15 protein-coding genes are annotated in these 18,603 nt (G+C 62.5%); 5 read left to right on the top strand and 10 right to left on the bottom strand.

Annotated features, from left to right (window positions below; all coding sequences use genetic code 11):
• Nucleotides 1-30 precede the first annotated feature (30 nt).
• The 4 genes from FHR23_RS12785 to FHR23_RS12770 are packed head-to-tail and all read left to right on the top strand — an operon-like array spanning nucleotide 31 to nucleotide 7,107.
• Nucleotides 31-1,551, top strand: coding sequence for a tryptophan halogenase family protein (locus tag FHR23_RS12785; protein WP_184004635.1), 1,521 nt, complete (start codon nucleotides 31-33; stop codon nucleotides 1,549-1,551).
• On the top strand, nucleotides 1,548-3,401 hold the full coding sequence (locus FHR23_RS12780; RefSeq protein ID WP_184004633.1) for an alpha-amylase family glycosyl hydrolase: 1,854 nt from the start codon (nucleotides 1,548-1,550) through the stop codon (nucleotides 3,399-3,401). Before FHR23_RS12785 ends, FHR23_RS12780 begins: the two co-directional genes overlap by 4 nt.
• Nucleotides 3,398-5,038, top strand: coding sequence for an alpha-amylase family glycosyl hydrolase (locus FHR23_RS12775; protein WP_184004630.1), 1,641 nt, complete (start codon nucleotides 3,398-3,400; stop codon nucleotides 5,036-5,038). The genes FHR23_RS12780 and FHR23_RS12775 overlap by 4 nt, the downstream gene beginning before the upstream one ends.
• Nucleotides 5,035-7,107 carry a glycoside hydrolase family 97 protein gene (locus FHR23_RS12770; RefSeq protein ID WP_184004627.1) on the top strand — a complete coding sequence of 691 codons (2,073 nt, stop codon included), beginning with the start codon at nucleotides 5,035-5,037 and terminating at the stop codon, nucleotides 7,105-7,107. The genes FHR23_RS12775 and FHR23_RS12770 overlap by 4 nt, the downstream gene beginning before the upstream one ends.
• A 153-nt stretch (nucleotides 7,108-7,260) precedes the next feature.
• Here the strand turns inward: FHR23_RS12770 and FHR23_RS12765 are convergent, their stop codons facing one another.
• On the bottom strand, nucleotides 7,261-7,467 hold the full coding sequence (locus FHR23_RS12765) for a hypothetical protein (protein ID WP_184004624.1): 207 nt from the start codon (nucleotides 7,465-7,467) through the stop codon (nucleotides 7,261-7,263).
• A 98-nt stretch (nucleotides 7,468-7,565) separates the two neighbouring features.
• Here FHR23_RS12765 and FHR23_RS12760 point away from each other — a divergent pair, with 98 nt between their 5' ends.
• Nucleotides 7,566-8,870, top strand: a complete 1,305-nt coding sequence (locus tag FHR23_RS12760; RefSeq protein WP_184004621.1) for an APC family permease — start codon at nucleotides 7,566-7,568, stop codon at nucleotides 8,868-8,870.
• Here FHR23_RS12760 and hemN read toward each other — a convergent pair.
• The 9 genes from hemN to FHR23_RS12715 form a co-directional block, all read right to left on the bottom strand.
• A complete protein-coding gene (gene hemN, locus FHR23_RS12755) occupies nucleotides 8,867-10,189 on the bottom strand; it encodes an oxygen-independent coproporphyrinogen III oxidase (RefSeq protein WP_184004617.1) in 1,323 nt (440 codons plus the stop codon). The genes FHR23_RS12760 and hemN overlap by 4 nt on opposite strands.
• A 135-nt stretch (nucleotides 10,190-10,324) precedes the next feature.
• The gene (locus tag FHR23_RS12750) at nucleotides 10,325-11,452 is read right to left on the bottom strand and encodes an OmpA family protein (RefSeq protein ID WP_184004614.1); all 1,128 of its coding nucleotides are present in this window, start codon (nucleotides 11,450-11,452) and stop codon (nucleotides 10,325-10,327) included.
• Between the two features lie 126 nt (nucleotides 11,453-11,578).
• On the bottom strand, nucleotides 11,579-12,082 hold the full coding sequence (locus FHR23_RS12745; RefSeq protein WP_184004611.1) for a DUF2793 domain-containing protein: 504 nt from the start codon (nucleotides 12,080-12,082) through the stop codon (nucleotides 11,579-11,581).
• A gap of 24 nt (nucleotides 12,083-12,106) precedes the next feature.
• Nucleotides 12,107-14,281, bottom strand: a complete 2,175-nt coding sequence (locus FHR23_RS12740; RefSeq protein ID WP_184004608.1) for a phage tail protein — start codon at nucleotides 14,279-14,281, stop codon at nucleotides 12,107-12,109.
• A complete protein-coding gene (locus FHR23_RS12735; protein WP_343043146.1) occupies nucleotides 14,193-14,687 on the bottom strand; it encodes a peptidoglycan endopeptidase in 495 nt (164 codons plus the stop codon). The genes FHR23_RS12740 and FHR23_RS12735 overlap by 89 nt, the downstream gene beginning before the upstream one ends.
• A gap of 13 nt (nucleotides 14,688-14,700) precedes the next feature.
• The gene (locus FHR23_RS12730; RefSeq protein WP_184004604.1) at nucleotides 14,701-15,504 is read right to left on the bottom strand and encodes a DUF2163 domain-containing protein; all 804 of its coding nucleotides are present in this window, start codon (nucleotides 15,502-15,504) and stop codon (nucleotides 14,701-14,703) included.
• A gap of 4 nt (nucleotides 15,505-15,508) precedes the next feature.
• Nucleotides 15,509-17,806: a DUF2460 domain-containing protein gene (locus FHR23_RS12725; RefSeq protein WP_184004600.1), complete on the bottom strand. Its 2,298-nt coding sequence runs from the start codon at nucleotides 17,804-17,806 to the stop codon at nucleotides 15,509-15,511.
• Nucleotides 17,806-18,378 (bottom strand): tail tape measure protein, encoded by a 573-nt coding sequence (locus tag FHR23_RS12720; RefSeq protein WP_184004597.1) that lies wholly within the window; start codon nucleotides 18,376-18,378, stop codon nucleotides 17,806-17,808. Before FHR23_RS12720 ends, FHR23_RS12725 begins: the two co-directional genes overlap by 1 nt.
• A complete protein-coding gene (locus FHR23_RS12715) occupies nucleotides 18,371-18,553 on the bottom strand; it encodes a phage tail assembly chaperone (protein ID WP_343043145.1) in 183 nt (60 codons plus the stop codon). The genes FHR23_RS12720 and FHR23_RS12715 overlap by 8 nt, the downstream gene beginning before the upstream one ends.
• Between the last annotated feature and the right edge of the window lie 50 nt (nucleotides 18,554-18,603).

Raw genomic sequence — 18,603 nt, 5'->3', positions numbered from 1 at the left:
TAATACAGCTTGCATACCGGGATGAGGACCATGGCATCAACTGATCCAATCAACATCGTGATCGCCGGCGGCGGCACGGCTGGCTGGATGGCGGCAGCAAGTTTTGCCCGTTTCCTCGAAACCGGGTTCACGATCACGCTGGTCGAATCCGATGCCATCGGTACCGTCGGGGTCGGCGAAGCCACCATCCCGCAAATCCGCCTGTTCAACGATGCGCTGGGACTGGATGAAGACGCGTTTCTGCGTGCAACACAGGGCACCTTCAAACTCGCTATCGAATTTGTCGACTGGCTGCGTCCGGGCAGTCGATACATGCACGCATTCGGCGATATCGGCCGCGATGTCGGCCTGTTGCCATTTCAGCAATATTGGCTGCGCGCCGTGGCAGAAGGACGCGCCAAGCCCGAACTCACCCCCTATTCGCTCAACAACATGGCAGCACTTGCCAAACGGATGCAGCGCGGCAGACCGCGCACCGCAAAGGTGCTGCCCGACATGCCCTATGCCTTTCATTTCGACGCCAGCCTCTATGCGCGCTTTCTGCGCCGCTATGCCGAACTGCGCGGCGTCGAGCGGGTCGAAGGCACCATTCAGTCGGTTTCCCGTGACGGCGCAACCGGCGACATTACCGCACTTATGCTGGACGGCGGGCGAGAGGTCGCGGGCGATTTCTTCATCGACTGTACCGGTTTTCGCGGGTTGCTGATCGAGGAAGCGCTGGGCGCAGGCTATGACGACTGGACGCGCTGGCTACCCTGCGACCGGGCGCAGGCAGTGCCGTCCGAGCGGGCCAGAGATTTTACCCCTTATACCCGCGCAACCGCGCATGGTGCGGGCTGGCAATGGCGCATTCCGCTCCAGCATCGCACCGGCAACGGCATCGTCTATTCGAGCCGTCACCTGAGCGACGACGAAGCCGCCGCTCGCCTGCTCGCCAATCTGGATGGCGAAGCGCTGGGCGATCCGCGCACCATTCCCTTTACCACCGGCAAGCGTCGCGAATTGTGGAAACATAATGTCGTTGCCATGGGGCTTGCTGCGGGATTCATGGAACCGCTGGAATCGACCAGCATCCATATGGTTCAGTCGGCAATCTCCCGCCTGCTGAAACTGCTTCCCGGCCGCATCACGGTGCAGGCCGATCGCGACGAATTCAACCGCCAGAGCGATTTCGAATGGACGCGTATCCGCGATTTCCTGATCCTCCATTACAAGGCGACCGAGCGCGACGACACGGAATTCTGGCGCAATTGCCGGACTATGGACGTGCCCGACACACTGGCGAACAAGGTCGCGCTGTGGCTGGGCAATGGCCACATCACCCGTGAGCATGAGGAACTGTTCACCGAGGTCGGCTGGCTGCAGGTTTTCGTCGGCCAGGGGATGATGCCACGCGGCCATCATCCAATCGCCGATTCCATCCCCGACAAGGATCTGGCCGAATATATGATGATGATCGAGCAACTGAACGCGCGCGAAGTTGCGCAGATGCCGGACCATGCCGATTTCGTGACACAGTATTGCGCCGCCGGTGCAGAGGTGGCCGCATGATTGCGACCGCGCTGCTGTCGCTGCTGCTGACCGGAACAGCCGCTGCCGCTCCTGCCGCACAAGCACAGGCGGCAACGCGCGCTTCTTCCAATGATTATCGCGCGCGTCCGCCACAGGATGAGGTGATTTATTTCGTCCTGCCCGACCGCTTTGAAAATGGCGATCCGTCCAATGACAAGGGCGGGCTGACGGGGGGACGGCTGAAAACCGGATATGATCCCACCGACAAGGGGTTCTACCATGGTGGCGACCTGAGAGGGTTGACCGAACGGCTGGGCTATCTGCAGAAACTCGGTATCACGGCGATCTGGGTCGGCCCGATTTTCAAGAACAAGCCGGTTCAGGGCGCACCCGGCCATGAAAGTGCCGGGTATCATGGCTATTGGATCACCGACTTCACCCGCGTCGATCCGCATTTCGGGACCAATGCCGATTTCCGCGCGTTCGTCGACGCGGCGCATGCACGCGGCATGAAGGTCTATATGGACATCATCGCCAACCACACGGCGGATGTCATCCAGTACCGCGAATGCGTCGGCAAACCCGACTGTCCCTATCGTTCGAAAGGCGCCTATCCCTATTCTCGCAAGGGCGGCGTCGACGGGGCACCGATCAATCCGGGCTTTGACGGGGATTCAATCCAGACGCCGGAGAATTTCGCGAAACTGACCGATCCCGACTGGGCCTATACCCCCTTCATCCCGAACGGCCAGGAACATGTGAAAGTCCCCGACTGGCTCAACAACCCGATCTATTACCACAATCGCGGCAATTCGACGTTTACCGGCGAATCCACCACCTATGGCGATTTTGCCGGGCTGGACGATCTGATGACCGAAAATCCGCGGGTCGTGGACGGTTTCATACAGATTTTCGGTAAATGGATCGACGATTTTCACATCGACGGATTCCGCATCGATACCGCACGCCACGTCAATCCCCACTTCTGGGCAAAGTTCGCACCCGCCATGCTGACGCGGGCAAAGGCGAACGGCATTCCCAATTTCCACATTTTCGGCGAAGTCTATGACGAATCCGTCGATCCCGGTTATCTGGCGCAATTCACACGCCGCGACGGCCTCCCGGAAGTACTCGACTTCGCCTTTCAGTCAGCGGCGCGACAGATGCTGGCCGGCACTGCCGGTACCGATCTCTATGCCAAGCTGATCAACGGCGACATCCTCTATGCCAGGGGCGAAGATACCGCCCGTCGCCTGCCGATCTTCCTCGGCAATCACGACATGGGCCGGCTCGGCTTCATGATGGACAAGGCGCATCCTGACGCGACGGATGCCGAACGCCTTGCGCGTATGGAACTGGGCAATGTGTTGATGTTCACTTCACGCGGGGTGCCGACGGTCTATTCGGGCGACGAGCAGGGTTTTACGGGCCATGGCGGTGATCAGGCTGCGCGGCAGGACATGTTCCCCAGCAAGGTCGCAAGCTATAACGACAATGACCTGATCGGCACCGATGCGACAACGGCGGTCAGCAATTTCGACCCCCATCATCCGCTTTATCGTCAGATTGCCAGCCTGTCCGCGATCCGGCGCAGCCACAAGGCGCTGATGGAAGGGCCGACGACCATCCGCCAGACGTCTCAAAAGCCGGGGCTGCTCGCCTATACGCGCGGCGCAGATGACGGGCATGAAATTCTGGTCGCGATGAACACCTCGACCAGCCCGATCACCCGCGACGTTACCATCGGCGTCAGCGATGCCCGCTTCACCACGCTTGCCGGTTTCTGCCCCGCAGTTGCGGCGGCACCCGGCAGCGTCACCATTTCCCTTCCTCCGCTCGGCTATGCGATTTGCCAGGCCGCGCCTGAACCTTCGCAGGACCGTCCGTGAACGCTTTAGAATCCGCCGCTCAATCCGGCAGTGCGATCCAGCAGGCTCCCTGGTGGAAGGGCGCCGTCATCTATCAGATCTATCCCCGCAGCTTTGCGGATTCGAACGATGACGGCATCGGCGATCTGCCCGGCATTACTGCGCATCTTGATCACGTCTCAGACCTGGGTGCGGACGCGATCTGGCTGTCGCCCTTCTTCACCTCTCCGATGGCGGATTTCGGCTATGATGTGGCCGATTATTGCGATGTCGACCCGATCTTCGGCACGCTTTCCGACTTCGACGCAATGGTTGAACGCGCACATGCACTGGGTCTGCGCGTTATCATCGACCAGGTCTATTCGCATTGCTCGGTCGAAAATCCGTGGTTTCGCGAAAGCCGGTCCAGCCGCGACAATGCAAAGGCAGACTGGTTCGTCTGGGCCGATGCAAAGCCCGATGGCAGCCCGCCGACAAACTGGCAGTCGGTGTTCGGTGGTCCTGCCTGGACCTGGGACGCGCGGCGCGGCCAATATTATCTGCACAATTTCCTGAAGGATCAGCCGCAGCTCAATCTGCACAACCCACAGGTGCAGGAAGCGGTGTTGAACGTAGCCCGGTTCTGGCTGGATCGCGGTGTCGACGGATTCCGGCTCGATGCTATCAATTTTGCGATGCACGATCCGCAATTCCGCGACAATCCGCCCGCGCCGCCTTCGACCAAAGCACGTACGCGCCCGTTCGATTTTCAGGAAAAAAAGTTCAACCAGAGCCACCCGGACATTCCGCAGTTCATCGAACGGCTGCGCGCGCTGATCGACAGCTATGGCACCTTGTTTACGGTGGCTGAGGTCGGTGGCGACGATTCCGACCGTGAGATGAAGCTGTTCACGCAAGGGAACCATCGCTTCAACAGCGCCTATGGCTTCGACTTTCTCTATGCTGATACGCTGACGCCGCAACTGGTTGCCGATGCGGTCAGTCGCTGGCCGGATATGCCCGGCATGGGCTGGCCGAGCTGGGCGTTCGAAAATCATGATGCACCGCGCGCCATCTCTCGCTGGGCGCCACCGGAAAAGGCGCATGTCTTTGCACGATTGAAAATGCTGCTGCTGCTATCGCTGCGTGGTAACATCTTTCTCTATAACGGGGAGGAACTAGGCCTGACTCAGGTCGATATTCCGTACACCGATCTGCGCGATCCCGAAGCGATCGCCAACTGGCCGCTGACGCTTAGCCGCGACGGTGCCCGCACCCCGATACCCTGGGTCCGCGACGCTCAATATTGCGGGTTCGGCACCACCAGGCCATGGCTTCCGGTGGGACAGGATCACGCCGCGCTGGCCGTCGATATACAACGGCACGACCCGGATTCATTGCTTGCCCTGACCCGCAGCCTGCTCAGGCTTCGTCACGAAATGCCCGCGCTACGCCTCGGCTCGCTCGAAATGCTCCATGTCGGCAAATCTGTTCTCGCCTTTGACCGCACCCATGGAAAGCAGGTCGTGCGATGTGTTTTCAACCTCGCGCCGGAGCAGGGCGACTGGCCGATCGAAGCCGATGCGAAGGCCAGGGTTCTTGCCGCCGTCAACGGCGCAACGCCGGACAGCCTGCCCGCCTGTTCGGGCATTCTCTTTACACCGGAGCATCGCCCATGACCCTGCCCCGCACCTTGCTGCGCCTGACTGCGATTGCCGCGTTCGGCGCAGCCCTGATCACCAGTGCCCATGCGCAGGATGTCGCCACCGTCGCCTCACCGGACGGTCATATCCGTGTCACGATCAGCCTCGATGGCGAACATCGGTTGAACTATTCGGTTTCACGCGACGGGACGCCGATCATCGCGAATTCCCATATCGGTTTCACCTTTACCGACATGGACCCGATGACACGCGGTTTCACCATCGACGGCACATCGCAAAGCAGCCTGGACAGCCGCTGGGAACAGCCTTGGGGCGAAAATCGCTATGTCACCGACAATCATCGCGAGCTGGTGGTACACGCACATGACGGCGGCGCATCCGATGCGATGCACGATAATCGCGTCGAACGGCATATCACGTTGCGCTTCCGCGTTTTCGACAATGGCGTCGGATTTCGGACCGAATTCGGCAACCGTCCGGGCGGCGGCGCATGGCATATCGCCGATGAGGATACGGAATTCGCGCTCGCCAGCCCCGGCACTGCCTGGTGGATTCAGGCCGGCGACTGGAATCGCTACGAATATCTCTATCAGAAGACACCGATTTCAGCCGTTTCGGTCGCCCATACGCCGATAACGATGCAGCTCGACAACAACATCTGGCTGTCCTTTCACGAAGCGGCACTGGTTGATTATTCGGGCATGTGGCTCAAACGGCTGGACGGCGAACGCTTCCGCTCCACCCTTGCCCCGTCAAGCCATGGCGCCAAGGTTATCCGCACTGGGCCGTTCGTTACCCCCTGGCGCACGATCCGTATCGCGTCTTCGGCTCCCGGCCTCTACGACAATAATCTCGAACTCAATCTCAACGAACCGAACAAGCTGGGCGATGTCAGCTGGGTAAAACCTTTCCGCTACATCGGCATTTGGTGGGCGATGCACCTCAACCAATGGACCTGGGCATCGGGGCCGAACCATGGCGCCACCACGGCACATACCAAAGCCTATATCGACTTTGCTGCGAAACACGGCTTTCGCGGCGTCCTGATCGAAGGGTGGAATAAGGGCTGGGACGGCACCTGGTTCGGCAATGGCCGCGATTTCAGCTTCACCCAGCCCTATTCCGATTATGATCTGAAAGGGCTTGCCGCCTATGGCCGAGAAAAGGGCGTGCGCCTGATCGCGCATAACGAAACCGGCGGAAATCTCGCTAATTACGAAGCCCAGCTCGACGACGCCATGACGCTGTATCAGCAACTGGGCATCGATTCAGTGAAAACCGGCTATGTCGCCGATGCCGGCGGTCTGATCGCGCCTGGCGATACGCCGGGCGAACAGCGCATGGAATGGCATGACGGGCAGCGTTCGGTGCAACATCATATGAAGGTCGTGCTGGATGCGGCGAAGCATCATGTCATGATCGACGATCATGAGCCGGTAAAGGATACCGGCCTGCGCCGCACCTATCCCAACTGGGTCAGCCGCGAAGGCGCGCGCGGTATGGAATATCAGGCATGGGGCGTTCCAAAGAACCCGCCCAGCCATATTCCCAACCTGTATTTCACCCGCATGTTGTCGGGACCGATGGATTATACGCCGGGCGTACTGTCGCTGAAGGGCCGCGACAATAGTGACATTCCCTCCACGCTCGCGCGTCAGCTGGCGCTCTATGTGGTGATCTACTCGCCGATCCAGATGGCAGCGGACATGCCCGAAAATCTTGCGCAATATCCGCACGAGCTGGACTTTATCGACCATGTGCCAACCGACTGGTCGGAAAGCCATACGCTGATGGGCGCACCCGGCAACTACGTTGTGGCGGCACGCAAGGATCGGAACAGCAATGCATGGTATGTCGGCGGCGTTACCAACGATCAGGCGCGTACGGTAACGCTAGACCTGGCGTTCCTCGATCCCGGCAAGACCTATAGGGCAAAGATCTGGCGCGATGCTCCTGATGCCGATTTCCGCAAGGATACGCGACACAAGGACATCATCGAAACCCGTGCAGTCCGCAAGGGAGATAGATGGTCCGTCCGCATGGCACCTGGCGGCGGTTTCGCGATCCGAATCACGCCGAGCTAGGACGGATCGACATTCAGAAGATGATGTGACGAAAATGGTGGATTTTCGTGACCCGGCGCGCAGCGTACTTTCGGTACGTGAGCACCGGAAGTGCGGAAAGCCGCCTTTTGCAGGCCATCAGGGCTGAATGGCGATCCGTCCTAGGGTCAGGGTCTAGTTGTCTTCAGGTTCGTCATCGGCATCGATCGCGATCTCGGCATCATCTTCAGCGTCAAGATTGCGTTCGATCTCTTCCATCATCAGGTCGAGCTGATCCACACTGACTGCCAAATCGATGGTTTCGCCGTCTTCATCTTCGATTTGCAGCAGATAATCTTCGCCAGCGGGCGTGATGGTAAAGCTTTCAAGCGCCTTGGTCACGATTCTGATCTCCTGTTTGCGAGAGAAGTAACGACAGGATCGGCAGGATCGTTCCTGCCATATGGAGAAACTCTCCGCTTCCTGCGATAGGGAGCGGCATGGCAAATCCATCGCAGAAGCTCAGTCTCGTCGAAGTGACCGCACTCGGTATCGGCGGCATGATCGGCGGCGGCATTTTCGCAGTGCTGGGCCTTGCCATTTCAGTGGCCGGCCATGCCGTGGCGCTGACCATGGCGGGTGGCGGAGTGATCGCGCTGCTGACCGGACTGTCCTATGCCCATCTGGGCCTTGCCTTTCGTGACGAAGGGGGCAGTTTCACCTATATTGAAAAGGCATTCGCCAAGCCCGCAATCGCCGGTTTTGCGGGTTGGCTGCTGGTGGCGGGCTATGTCGGCACACTGGCGCTCTATGCCACCGCGTTCGGCGATTACGGTGCCACATTGTTTCACGGCACCGGAGCCGCACCCGCACTGATGAAGCTGCTGGCGGCCGTGGTGCTGGGTGCATTCCTGCTCATCAACCTGCTCGGCGCCAAGCTGTCAGGCGGAGTGGAGCTGGGCGTCGTCGCGATCAAGCTGGGCATCCTCGCTTTATTTTCGCTGGTCGGGATGATCGGCATCCGGACGAGCCATTTCGTACCTGTATTCGATCACGGCGTCGGTACGCCGCTGGTTGCGGTGGCACTGATCTTCGTCGCTTATGAAGGGTTCGAACTGATCCCCAATGCCGTAGAGGAGATGCGTGATCCCGAACGCAATCTGCGCCGTGCGATCGTCAGCGCCATTGTCATCACTTCAGTCATCTATGTGATCGTCGCGGTGACGGCGCTCGGCAACCTGACCCCTGCGCAGATACAGCATGATCAGGAATATGTACTTGCCGTCGCCGCACGCCCGACCCTGGGACAGGCGGGATTCCTGCTGATCGGGGTCGCCGCGCTGCTTTCCACCGCATCGGCCATTAACGCCACGTTGTTTGGTGCCGCCCGGCTGGCGATGGTGATGGCGCGGGAGCGGGCCCTGCCGCGTGTGTTTTCCCTACAGGAGCGCAAGCGTCCGGTGCCTTATATAGCGCTGCTGGTGCTGACTGCGCTCTCGCTCGCCTTTGCTCTGCTGGCACCGCTATCGATCATTTCCGCATTTGCCAGCGCGACATTTCTGATGATCTTTGCCGGCGTCAATCTCGCGGCGCTGCGCCTGGCCAGAACCATCGGTCTTCACCCGCTCATTCCCTTTAGCGGCGCAGCGCTGACCATCATCAGTTTTCTGGTCCTGCTATGGCATATCTGGCAGCAGGACCGGATCAGCCTGCTTGTCATTGTCGGTACCTACGCGATTGCCGCCGCACTGGAAGCCGGGCTGATCTGGCTTCGCGGCCCGCGGCGTCGGCAACATAATGTCTAAACCGCGTTGCTGAACCGGGTCGTCGATTGCTGACGATACGGATCGAGCGCAGCAGCAATGCCGCGCGCATAGGGCCATGCCTCATGCCCCAGTATCATAGTATTGCCCGCCCAGCCGATCAGGCCGCGTTCGGCAAACGGGATCAGCCGCTCCCGGATCAGAGCAACTTCACCCAGTGGTGACAGGTCCGCTTTTCCCGAACACAGCAACTGTTCGATTGCCGCCCCACGCCATTGGTCCTGCGCCGACCGTCGGATGCCGCGTGCGGTGGCGAATTGCCCGGCACCGACGCGAAGCTGATAGCGGCCGCTATTCTTTTCATTCTGCAACAGATATCCGGGAAAACTGCTGATCGCAGACGCTCCCATTCCGATCAGGATTTCGGCGTCGTCATCGGTATATCCCTGAAAATTGCGGCGCATGCTGCCATCTTGCGCTGCTTGTGACAGCGCGTCTTCGGGGCGTGCGAAATGGTCAAAGCCGATCGGACGATAGCCGGCCTGCTCCAGCAGTGAGTGCGCATGCGCAGCCATCGCAAACCGCTGCTCCACATCGGGAAGCGCTGCCGCGTCGATCCGCCGTTGCCGGGGCAACAGATGCGGCACATGCGCATAGCCGAATACTGCAAAACGGTCCGGAGAAAGGTCGATTGCCAGCTTCAGACTCTCTTCCAGATCAGCATCATTTTGATGCGGCAGGCCATACATCATGTCGAAATTCAGGGACGTGACTCCGGCTGCGCGCAACTGCCCGACGACACAGGCCACCGATTCGAGCGGCTGAACCCTGCCGATGGCCGCTTGCACATGCGGAGCGAAGGTCTGCACTCCCAGGCTGGCACGGCGCACCCGATTACGCGCGATCACCTGCGCCCAACGATGATCAAAGCCGCGCGGGTCGAGTTCCACCGAAATCTCAGCGTCCGTCGCATCGAACACGCCGCGCACATGCCGAAGCAAATGATCGAACTGTTCGGGTGCGATGGCATTGGGGCTGCCGCCACCAAAGGCGATACGGCTGATTCGACCGCGCCCCGCCAGTTGCGTGGCGAACAAATCAATTTCCCGCCCCAGATTGACCAGATAGGCCGATAGCCGGGCAACGCGGTTTGCCGCGGCGGTATTGCAGCCGCAATACCAGCATATCTGTCGGCAAAAGGGCAGATGGAGATACAGCGACACCGGCGTGTCATTACCAATCCGGCTTAGCGCATCCGCCATATCGCCTTGGCCGACATGATTGTGAAACTCGGCCGCCGTCGGAAAGCTGGTATAGCGCGGCACCGGCGTCGAAAGCAGTTCGGGATAATAGCGAGTCATGTCGACTCTGATCCCTTAACCCGTCCCTGTCTGCGTTGACGAAAATCAAATCACGCAGGAAATCCATGGCAGGCATAAAAAAGGAGGCCGGGAAATCCCGACCTCCTTCTTTTTTCAATCCCAAAGGATCGTGGCTTACTGCCCCGAACCCGGACCGTAGGTGATTTCCACACGACGGTTCTGGAGTTCGCGAACGCCATTGGCGGTCTGAACACGCAGATGGGTTTCGCCGAAGCCTTCGGTCGAAATCACACCATCGGGGATGCCACGCTGTTCCATATACGCCTTCACCGAGTCGGCGCGACGGACGGACAGCTTCATGTTGTAGCCTGCCGGACCCGACGTATCGGTGTAACCAGCCAGCATGACATGCGCATTGCCGCAATTCTGATACGCGGAGATCGCGTTGTCGAGAATGCTCGCTGCTTCCGGCGTGATGTCCGACTTATCCCATTCGAAGAACACGATATACGGTCCCGGGGTGCAAACAACCGGTTCCGGAGCCGGCGGAGGCGGCGGCGGAGGCGGAGGCGGCGGCGGGGGAGGCGGCGGCGGAGGAGGCGGCGGAGGCGGCGGGGTAGGCGCACCGAAGTTGTACGTCAGACCACCCATCAGGCTGTGCGAGCGGAAACGGCCTTCGTAACCACGACCGTCGGTGCCGACCAGCTTGACATTATCCGCATTGAAGAAGCGATACTTCAGCGAAACGTCGATATGGTTGGTAACCGGAGCACGGACACCAGCCAGCGCCTGCCAGGCGAAGACCGTGTCGGAGTCATCCAGGAACGGACCATAGTTGGTGTACAGACGATAATCGCTCGCCTTGACGCGAGCCACACCGACACCACCGCCGACAAAGCCGTTGATCTCATCATCCGAACCGAAGTCCAGAAGACCGTTGACCATGAAGCTGAGAGCAGAGGTCTTACCGGCACCATTATAGGTTCCGGCAGGCATGGTCGGCTCTCCGGCGGTACCGATTGATGTATCGGCCATGAAGCTGTCGGCATGTGCCTGACGATAACCGACTTCGCCTTCCAGACGGAACGGTCCGAAGTCATAGCCGATGACGCCATCGACGTCCCAGCCATAATGGCTGTCGGTGGTAACGGTGCCCGCATTGGGCGCGCTGATATCGTAATTGATATTTTCAACGATCATCGCACCGCCATCAGCGCCCACATACCACGAATGATCTCGTGCGAGGGCGGGTGTGGCAAGCGCGGTGGAGGCAAGTGCCAAGGTAACGGCAAGCTTCCGCATCTTAATCCCCTTTCCAAATGTCCTACGGACAGCGCCAACTCCCTAAACAAAGGATAGTTTCCACGCAAGCGCACAAAATTTGCAAAAGGGTCTACAAAAGTCGATTCTGTTGCGAAAAGAACACAGTTATGCCGTCGCAATCAGTCCGTGCGTGCGAAGACAAGCCAGAATGGAAGCTACTGCATCGCGCGCCTCGGCATCGATCGTATCGCCACCCTGAACGTCCGCAATCGACGCTGCCTGCGCCCCCACCACCTGCTGCCCGTCCACTATCAGCCGTGTCACCGGCATTGCTCCGACCTGCCACTGATCGCTGAAAACGGCGAACACGTCATCGGGAACAGACCATATTGCCTGCCCGGCTCGCGCAGAGACGAACCGCCACCCTCCATCAGTCCAGCAGGCAAGCGCATTCGTCTGCCCCACCCAGTCTCCTGTCGGTGCTGCACCCACGATCCAGCACTCCCCGGCGGCCGGCGTACCGGGCGGGTCATCCTGCCCGACCGCCTGCACAGCCGGAACCATCAGCATATCGATCAGGGTCAGCGCCTCATTATGCGTCATCTCCTTTTGCGCCTGCCCCGCACTGAGAAGAGGAAGAGACAGACGCGCGGTCGCTGCTTCAGTCATGAGTGGATCCTTCCGTTGGAAAATTCAGCCGAGCGTGATCTGTGCGGGCAACGACAATCCGTTGTCGCCGATTTGCTGCACGGCAACATTCAGCACGCCAGTCCCGCGCATGGTCGAATCGATCATCAGTGCAGGCGTATCCGTCTCGATCGCGGCACGTAACGTCCCATCCGTTCCCGTCAGCGTCACGCGATAGCGTTCCGTCGCTTCGCCCAGCGGCACGTCAACACCGTCCCGCCATGTCCATCCCGTCCGGCTTCGGCGAACCCAGCTTAGCTGAACCCCGCCATCGTTCGGATGGTCGGCTTGCAAATGCACCGGTGAGGGCGGCACCAGCGAGCGGCCGGTAACAGCCACCGACACTTCGGGACCATTACCGTTATCCGCGACCCCCGTCGCGGCAACCTTCACCACCCCGCCGATCCGCCCGCTGCCGATATCCAGCAGACGCAGCGCCTCGGCGTCCAATAGTATGAACGGATCGCCCGCAACCTGCCCTCCGATCGCGTCTTCGGTCCCGCGCCGACCTCGCCACAGGGCAGACAAGCGCCACCGCCGTTCGGCGATCTGCTCCGCTGCACCGAACTGAAGCAGCTCGTCTCCCACCAGCGCCGCGTTCGCGCCTGCCAGCAACGCCGCCCGATCCGCCTGTCCCAGCACCATCGCGGCATGGGCCAGATCGACCTCCAGCATGCCGAACCGATCCTCGATCCACGCCGAGCCCGCCCCCGGCGGGGTTACGACAGTACCGATCACGGCAGGCAGGGCCGTCGCCCCTTCCGCCTGCCATGTCGTGCCGCCATCCTCACTCAGCGTCAGCGCGGCACTACGCCATCCCGCCCCTTCTCCCGCAGCCGCGACACCGATACGCGGCATCGTCAACAGCATGTCACTGACCAGCGGCAGTTCGAACGCCGCCAGCACCGTTTTACCGACGACCCGGTCAGGTGCCGACGATACCTGACCGGAACTCGCCGCCTCCATACTTGGCGGCGGCGCGATCCGGCTCAGCGTCAGGGTCAGCACCATCGCTTCCAGCGACCATTGCGTCACCCGCCAGCTTCCGCTCTCCCCGGCAATCCGCACCCGAGCTCCGGGGCCGGTTGCGCAATTCGCCCAGCCGACCGCCAGCCTGCGCGTCTCGCGCCCGACATCGGCCCGCATCAGGATCGCCTCGGCCGCCTGCTTTGCCTCGACAGCCGATAGTGCTGCCGCCAACGACACCTGCTGTTCCTTGCCGCCACGCGCGTCGGGCCGCACTGCGCGTTGCAGTCCCGCCTGATAGTCACGCGCCGGATCATAATGCCGCACCGTCACCCGGTCGGGCAGGCTTGCCGCGCTCGCAATCTCGCGCACTCCACGCCGCGCCTCCTTGCCCTCGCCATGCACGCCCGCATCGGCAAGCGTCACCGCATCGCCCGATCCGGCCTGCACCGTCACCCCGTCAGTTCCCGGCGCGAACCAGCATCCTGCGACCTCGGCCAGCGGCTCGATCACCGCACGCCGGTCGTCGCCATAGGCAGAGAAGCCATCGAGCAGGAACCCGCTCGCCCCCGTCACCACACCACCCGACACCGTTTCCGCGACGCTGCCCATATCCACCGCCGCGGCATCGGCAATCACCTCAAACGTCAGCGACGGAATACGATTGCCGAAATCGGCAAGCTCCAGTTCCTCGAACACCGCATAGGCGCAGCCGCGATGCGCCGGTGTTTTCGCCGCTCCCTCGCTGGCCGCGATCAGCGGATCGACTGCCTGATCCTCTCCGCCGCCAACCCAGCGAAAGGCACCAAGCTGCGATTTGAAATCGCCCGCCGCTCCGCGCAACAGCTTGCCGTCGGCCCAGATCCGCCCGATCCCCTGGATGGTCCGCGCCGACAACAGCACTGCAAACGATGCCGAATAGCTATAGGTCGTGACCTTGGGCTGGCCCTTGCCGCCTCCGGCACTACCCCGCGTCTCGATCAGATCGGTGGACCAGATGACCGTTCCCGCAACACGCAGCGTTCCGAACAATGCCGGAATTGCACTGCCATAAGAAGAAGTCTGCACCGACAGGTCGGACAGGCGTGGCCCCTGTCGCCCCTTCGGCCTGAACAGCACCTCACTGTCAAAGCTGCGCCCCAGCGTCGCCCCGATCGCGGCGCCCAGCGGCCCGCCGATCAGCCCGCCCGCTACCGTCAGCACCAGCGTCGCCATGCGTCTCTCCCCCATTTTCCAGCCGCCAGCACCCGACCACCGGCCAGGGGACTGCCCCCGGCCGATGCACCACCCGTCTTAGTGCGGCATCGGCATGCACGATTCCGTCCGGCACCCGGATCGCCAGATGCAATTGCCCCGGCCCCGCCCGCACCACGATCAGGTCCCCCGGCCCTGCACATTCCACGCGCCCCAACCCCGCTGCCCGGATCAATGCCCCCACATGCGCAGCATCGCCGGTGCGCAACCGATACCCCTGGGCCACCCGTCCCAGTTCACCGCCCGCCTCCAGCGCTTCCGACGCAAGCCCCACGCAATCCAGTCCAAAGACAGGGTCGCGTCCGTGCAACCGAAACGGCACCCCCACCAGCGCCATCGCGCGCGATACAATTTCTTCCGAAGCCATTTGGCGCTCTGCATCACGCACCCGGATAACGGGTGAGCAGATCGACACCCGGCAGATACGGCTCGCCGCGAAAATTCACGGCATTGCCGAACCGCGTCGCACAGGTCGAAAGCTGCTTGTCGCACCCTTCCACCAGTTCCACCAGCGCGCCCGCCCCATCGAACCGCGGCGGCATCCGCAGCGTCACCGTCGTCGCCTCCGATCCGGCAATCGCCGACCGCAAGCCGCTATTCGCGCCGCTAAACCAATGCAGCACCCCGCCGCCATAGGCATTGGCACTCGGCTCCTCCCCATCCAGCGTCAGCATCGCATCCGCCGCCGTCACCCGCGCGAAGCGCCTGCGCCCCGCCATCGCCACCCGGCACCGCGCATCGCCCAGCGCCGCGCGGCACGATGGAGAGGTCACTTCATTGGCGGGCAGGTCCAGCGCCGCCGTCACCCCGCGCAGTTCGGCGGTAAAACTCCTGTCCGCCGTTTCCACCGCGCCGATCGTCCCGCTGCCGATCACCAGCGCCTCACCCGGCGAACTCCAGTCAACCATCGACAGCGTCACACGCGCACCGTCCCAGCGCCCGGTAAGTAAATCCGTTTCGGCAATCGCCGCATGCGAAAACGCGCCGCTCACATCCATGCTGTCGGCATCCAGCCCCGCACTGCGCTTCACCGCCGACGGCGTCATCCCCGGCGACGCGCGATATAGGAGGCCATTAAGCACCAGATCGCGATCATGCGCGGTCAGTCCGACCGTGATCCCGTCGCGCCGCTCGATCCGCCAGCACAGCGTAACGGTGGTGCAGTCGCCTGCCAGTCCGTCCATGCCCTCAATCCTCGCGCAGTTCGATCAGCGGTACGCTGGGCGCGGCCCCCGCCATAAAGGTCGCGCGATTGACGCTCAGCCGGTCCTCGGCAAAGCGCACCGGCACGTCGAAGCGGAACCCCGCCGTCACCCGCGTGCCCTCGGCAGGTGCATTATCGAACACCAGTTGCCCGCCCGGCTCCAGCGTGAAGCCTTGCGTCTCGACACCATCCACCGCCACCCGCACGCTGCCCGCCACCGGCCGGGTGATCCGCCGCGCGCTTTCACCATAAGCCTTGACCAGCGCAAAGCTGACCGTGGTGCCATCGCCCGTCCCCAGCAGTTGATCGCCGGGAGCGACCGCATCCCCTGCGCCCGACGCACTGTCGAACGGGTCGCGCAGCCGAAACCCACGCGCCGGTCCCATCCGCGCGCGAAAGAATGCCAGCAGCGCGGCAATATCCGCTTCCGACCGCACCCCCGGCCCGACATCGTATCGCGTGCGCGCCGCCGCCCAGTCGGCATTGCGCGTCTCATGCCCGCCCGCACTCGTCACGATCGCGGTGGACACTTCCGGCGCGACTTCCGCTTCACGCCCCAGCGCCACGGGAAACAGCACATCATCGAACGCCTGCACATCGCTCTCCTCATCGAAATGCACATATCCGTCGCGCAACACCTGCGGCAGCGCCCAGACGAACGTCTCCGCCACCCCGCGCGCCCGCGCAGCATCGGCCGCCGCATCGATGGCGCGCCATTCGGCTGCATCCTCCGGTTTCAGCACGAAGCCCGCGAAATAGTGCTGCGCACCGACCGGATAGCCCAGCCGCACTTGCGCTGCCGCTACGCCGCGCGCGGTCGCCGCGACATTGCCGCTCGCCGCCCAGTCATAATCTTCCAGTTGCAGGATATCGAAGGCAGGCCGCGCCCAGCCGACCGGCATATTCGCCCGCTTCAGTTCCGGCGCCGCCGGGTCGAGTACCGTCGGCAGATAGGCCAGCAGCATCACCACCGCCTCGCCCGCCACATCCCGCACGGCATCGCGCAGCGCCAGCGTCGATGCCGCCAGCATCGCGCCCGCCTGATCCAGCAGCGCAAGCTGGTCATTATCCAGCGGCTCGCGCACGCTCGCAATCTCCACCGGATCGCCCCCGAACGCCGCTTTCGCCGCCGCATCGTACAGGCAGGGCCGCCCATCGGGCATCACCCACCACCAGGGCTCGCCGATCTGGAACTGCACTGCCAGCCCCGCCGCGCCCGCAATGGCGACAAAGGCCTGCGCCACCTGCCGCAAATATCCCATCGCTCCGTCATGCGCTGGTGACAGCAGCGCCGAGGGCGGTTCCCATCCCGTCAGCCCCGGCGATCCGTCAAAGGCGCGCTGCTTCCAGTCGCCCCAACAATGCTGGTCGAAGAGTTCATAGGACAGCGACCAGATCACCCCGAACCCAAGCGCCTTGGCCCGCCCGGCGAAATCCCTGTGCCAGGCCGCGCACGCCGCGTTCAGCACACCGCCGTTCAGGCTGACATAAAAGCCGCCCGAATTGGCTTCGAGCCGGAAATAATGGCTCATCCCGACATAATGGACGATGTCCCCGCGATAGCCGAGATGCAGCGCATTGCGCAGCAACCGCGCAGGCGTCAGATTATAGCTGTCGTCATAGCCGCTCGCGATCGACAGCCCATGTTCGGGCACCACCACCGCGCCGATATCGAGCACCGACCCCGGCCCCTCGCACCGGATGGCCGACATTTCGGCCCACCCCTCGACCGGCGCGGCCAGATCGGCATCCTCACCCGTATAGCCTGACGGCGCCAGCGACACGAACATCCGGTCGATATCGCCCGCAAACACCGGATCGGCCTCACCCGGCAGCAGGAACCCGCCATCCACTTGCGCAAAGTCGATGCTGACGACCGCATCCTCAGGCGTCCCCTCGGCATAATTCCACAGCCGCACATACCAGGACCGCGCCTTACCCTCCGCATCCCGCCCCTCGATGGTCAGTACCGGCCCGTTGACCACATCCAGCGCCAGCACCCCCGACGACCGCCAGCGAAACGACAGCCTGCACCCGCGAAAGTCCCGGTCGGTGGTATAGGCCAGCAGCGGATGGTCATAGCGATCCTCCGCTTCCCAGATCAGCCCGGCCAGATCGTCGGCGCGATAAAAGACGCCATCGACGCGCAGCGCATCGGGCGCGGTCGTCGTCACCGCCGCCATCATCGGACGCGGGAAATTGACCGTCCAAAACCGCGGATCGAACCGCGAAATCACATCCCTGTCCTGATGCCCACGCGCGGAATGCAGCACATAGCCCATCAGTCCACCCCCGCCAGCGCCGCCTTTACCGCGCGCGCGACCTGACGGCTCGACTGCGCCAGGGCACGCGGCTGATCGCTGCCGGGGCTGTTGATCGTGATCGCCACCCGCACATCCTTCGACGCCGACGCCGACGCCTGCGGTGCGGCCACGCTGCCGCTGGTTGTCGGCACGAACAGTTCCGGCCCGCGCTCGCCCACCCAATAGGGGCGGTTCGGGCTGACCGGCCCGCCGGTCGCGCGCCCCGGCAATCCGCTCAGCGCACCGATCAGCGACCCCAGCAACCCCGTCGCCGCCCCGCCCTGCCCGCCGAACAGCGATTCCAGCCCCGAATGCAGCGCGTTCGCCGCAATCGAATCGAGCATCCCGGTCGCCACCCGCTCCAGATCCTGAAAGCCCAGCTTGCCGGTACGCACCGCTTTCGCCAGCGCGCTTTCGACCGACCGCCCCGCACGACTGACGCCCGCCGCAAACGGTCCGTCCAGTTGCTGCCGCATCGTATCGACATCGCGGGCAAAGGCACGCGTATCCGCCCGCACGCTGACCAGCAGCGTTTCGATTTCCTCATCCATCGGGAAAATTCTCCATCAGCCGCGCAACCGTCGCCCGGTCCACGCCGTCCGCCGCACCGTCCCCGGCCATCGCCTGCACCAGCACCGCCAGTTCCGCCGGTGTCGCGCGCCAGAACGCTTCCGGCGACCAGCCGAACCACAACCCCGCCAGCCCGGCCAGCCGCCCCGCACACACCCCAAATTCCTCCCCGGCACGGGGAGGGAGACCATGCGAAGTATGGTGGA

It is taken from the genome of Stakelama sediminis (assembly GCF_014199335.1).
Taxonomy (GTDB): domain Bacteria; phylum Pseudomonadota; class Alphaproteobacteria; order Sphingomonadales; family Sphingomonadaceae; genus Sphingomonas; species Sphingomonas sediminis.
The sequence above is the reverse complement of the archived record's forward strand: the minus strand, read 5'-3'. Positions and strand labels throughout refer to the sequence as shown.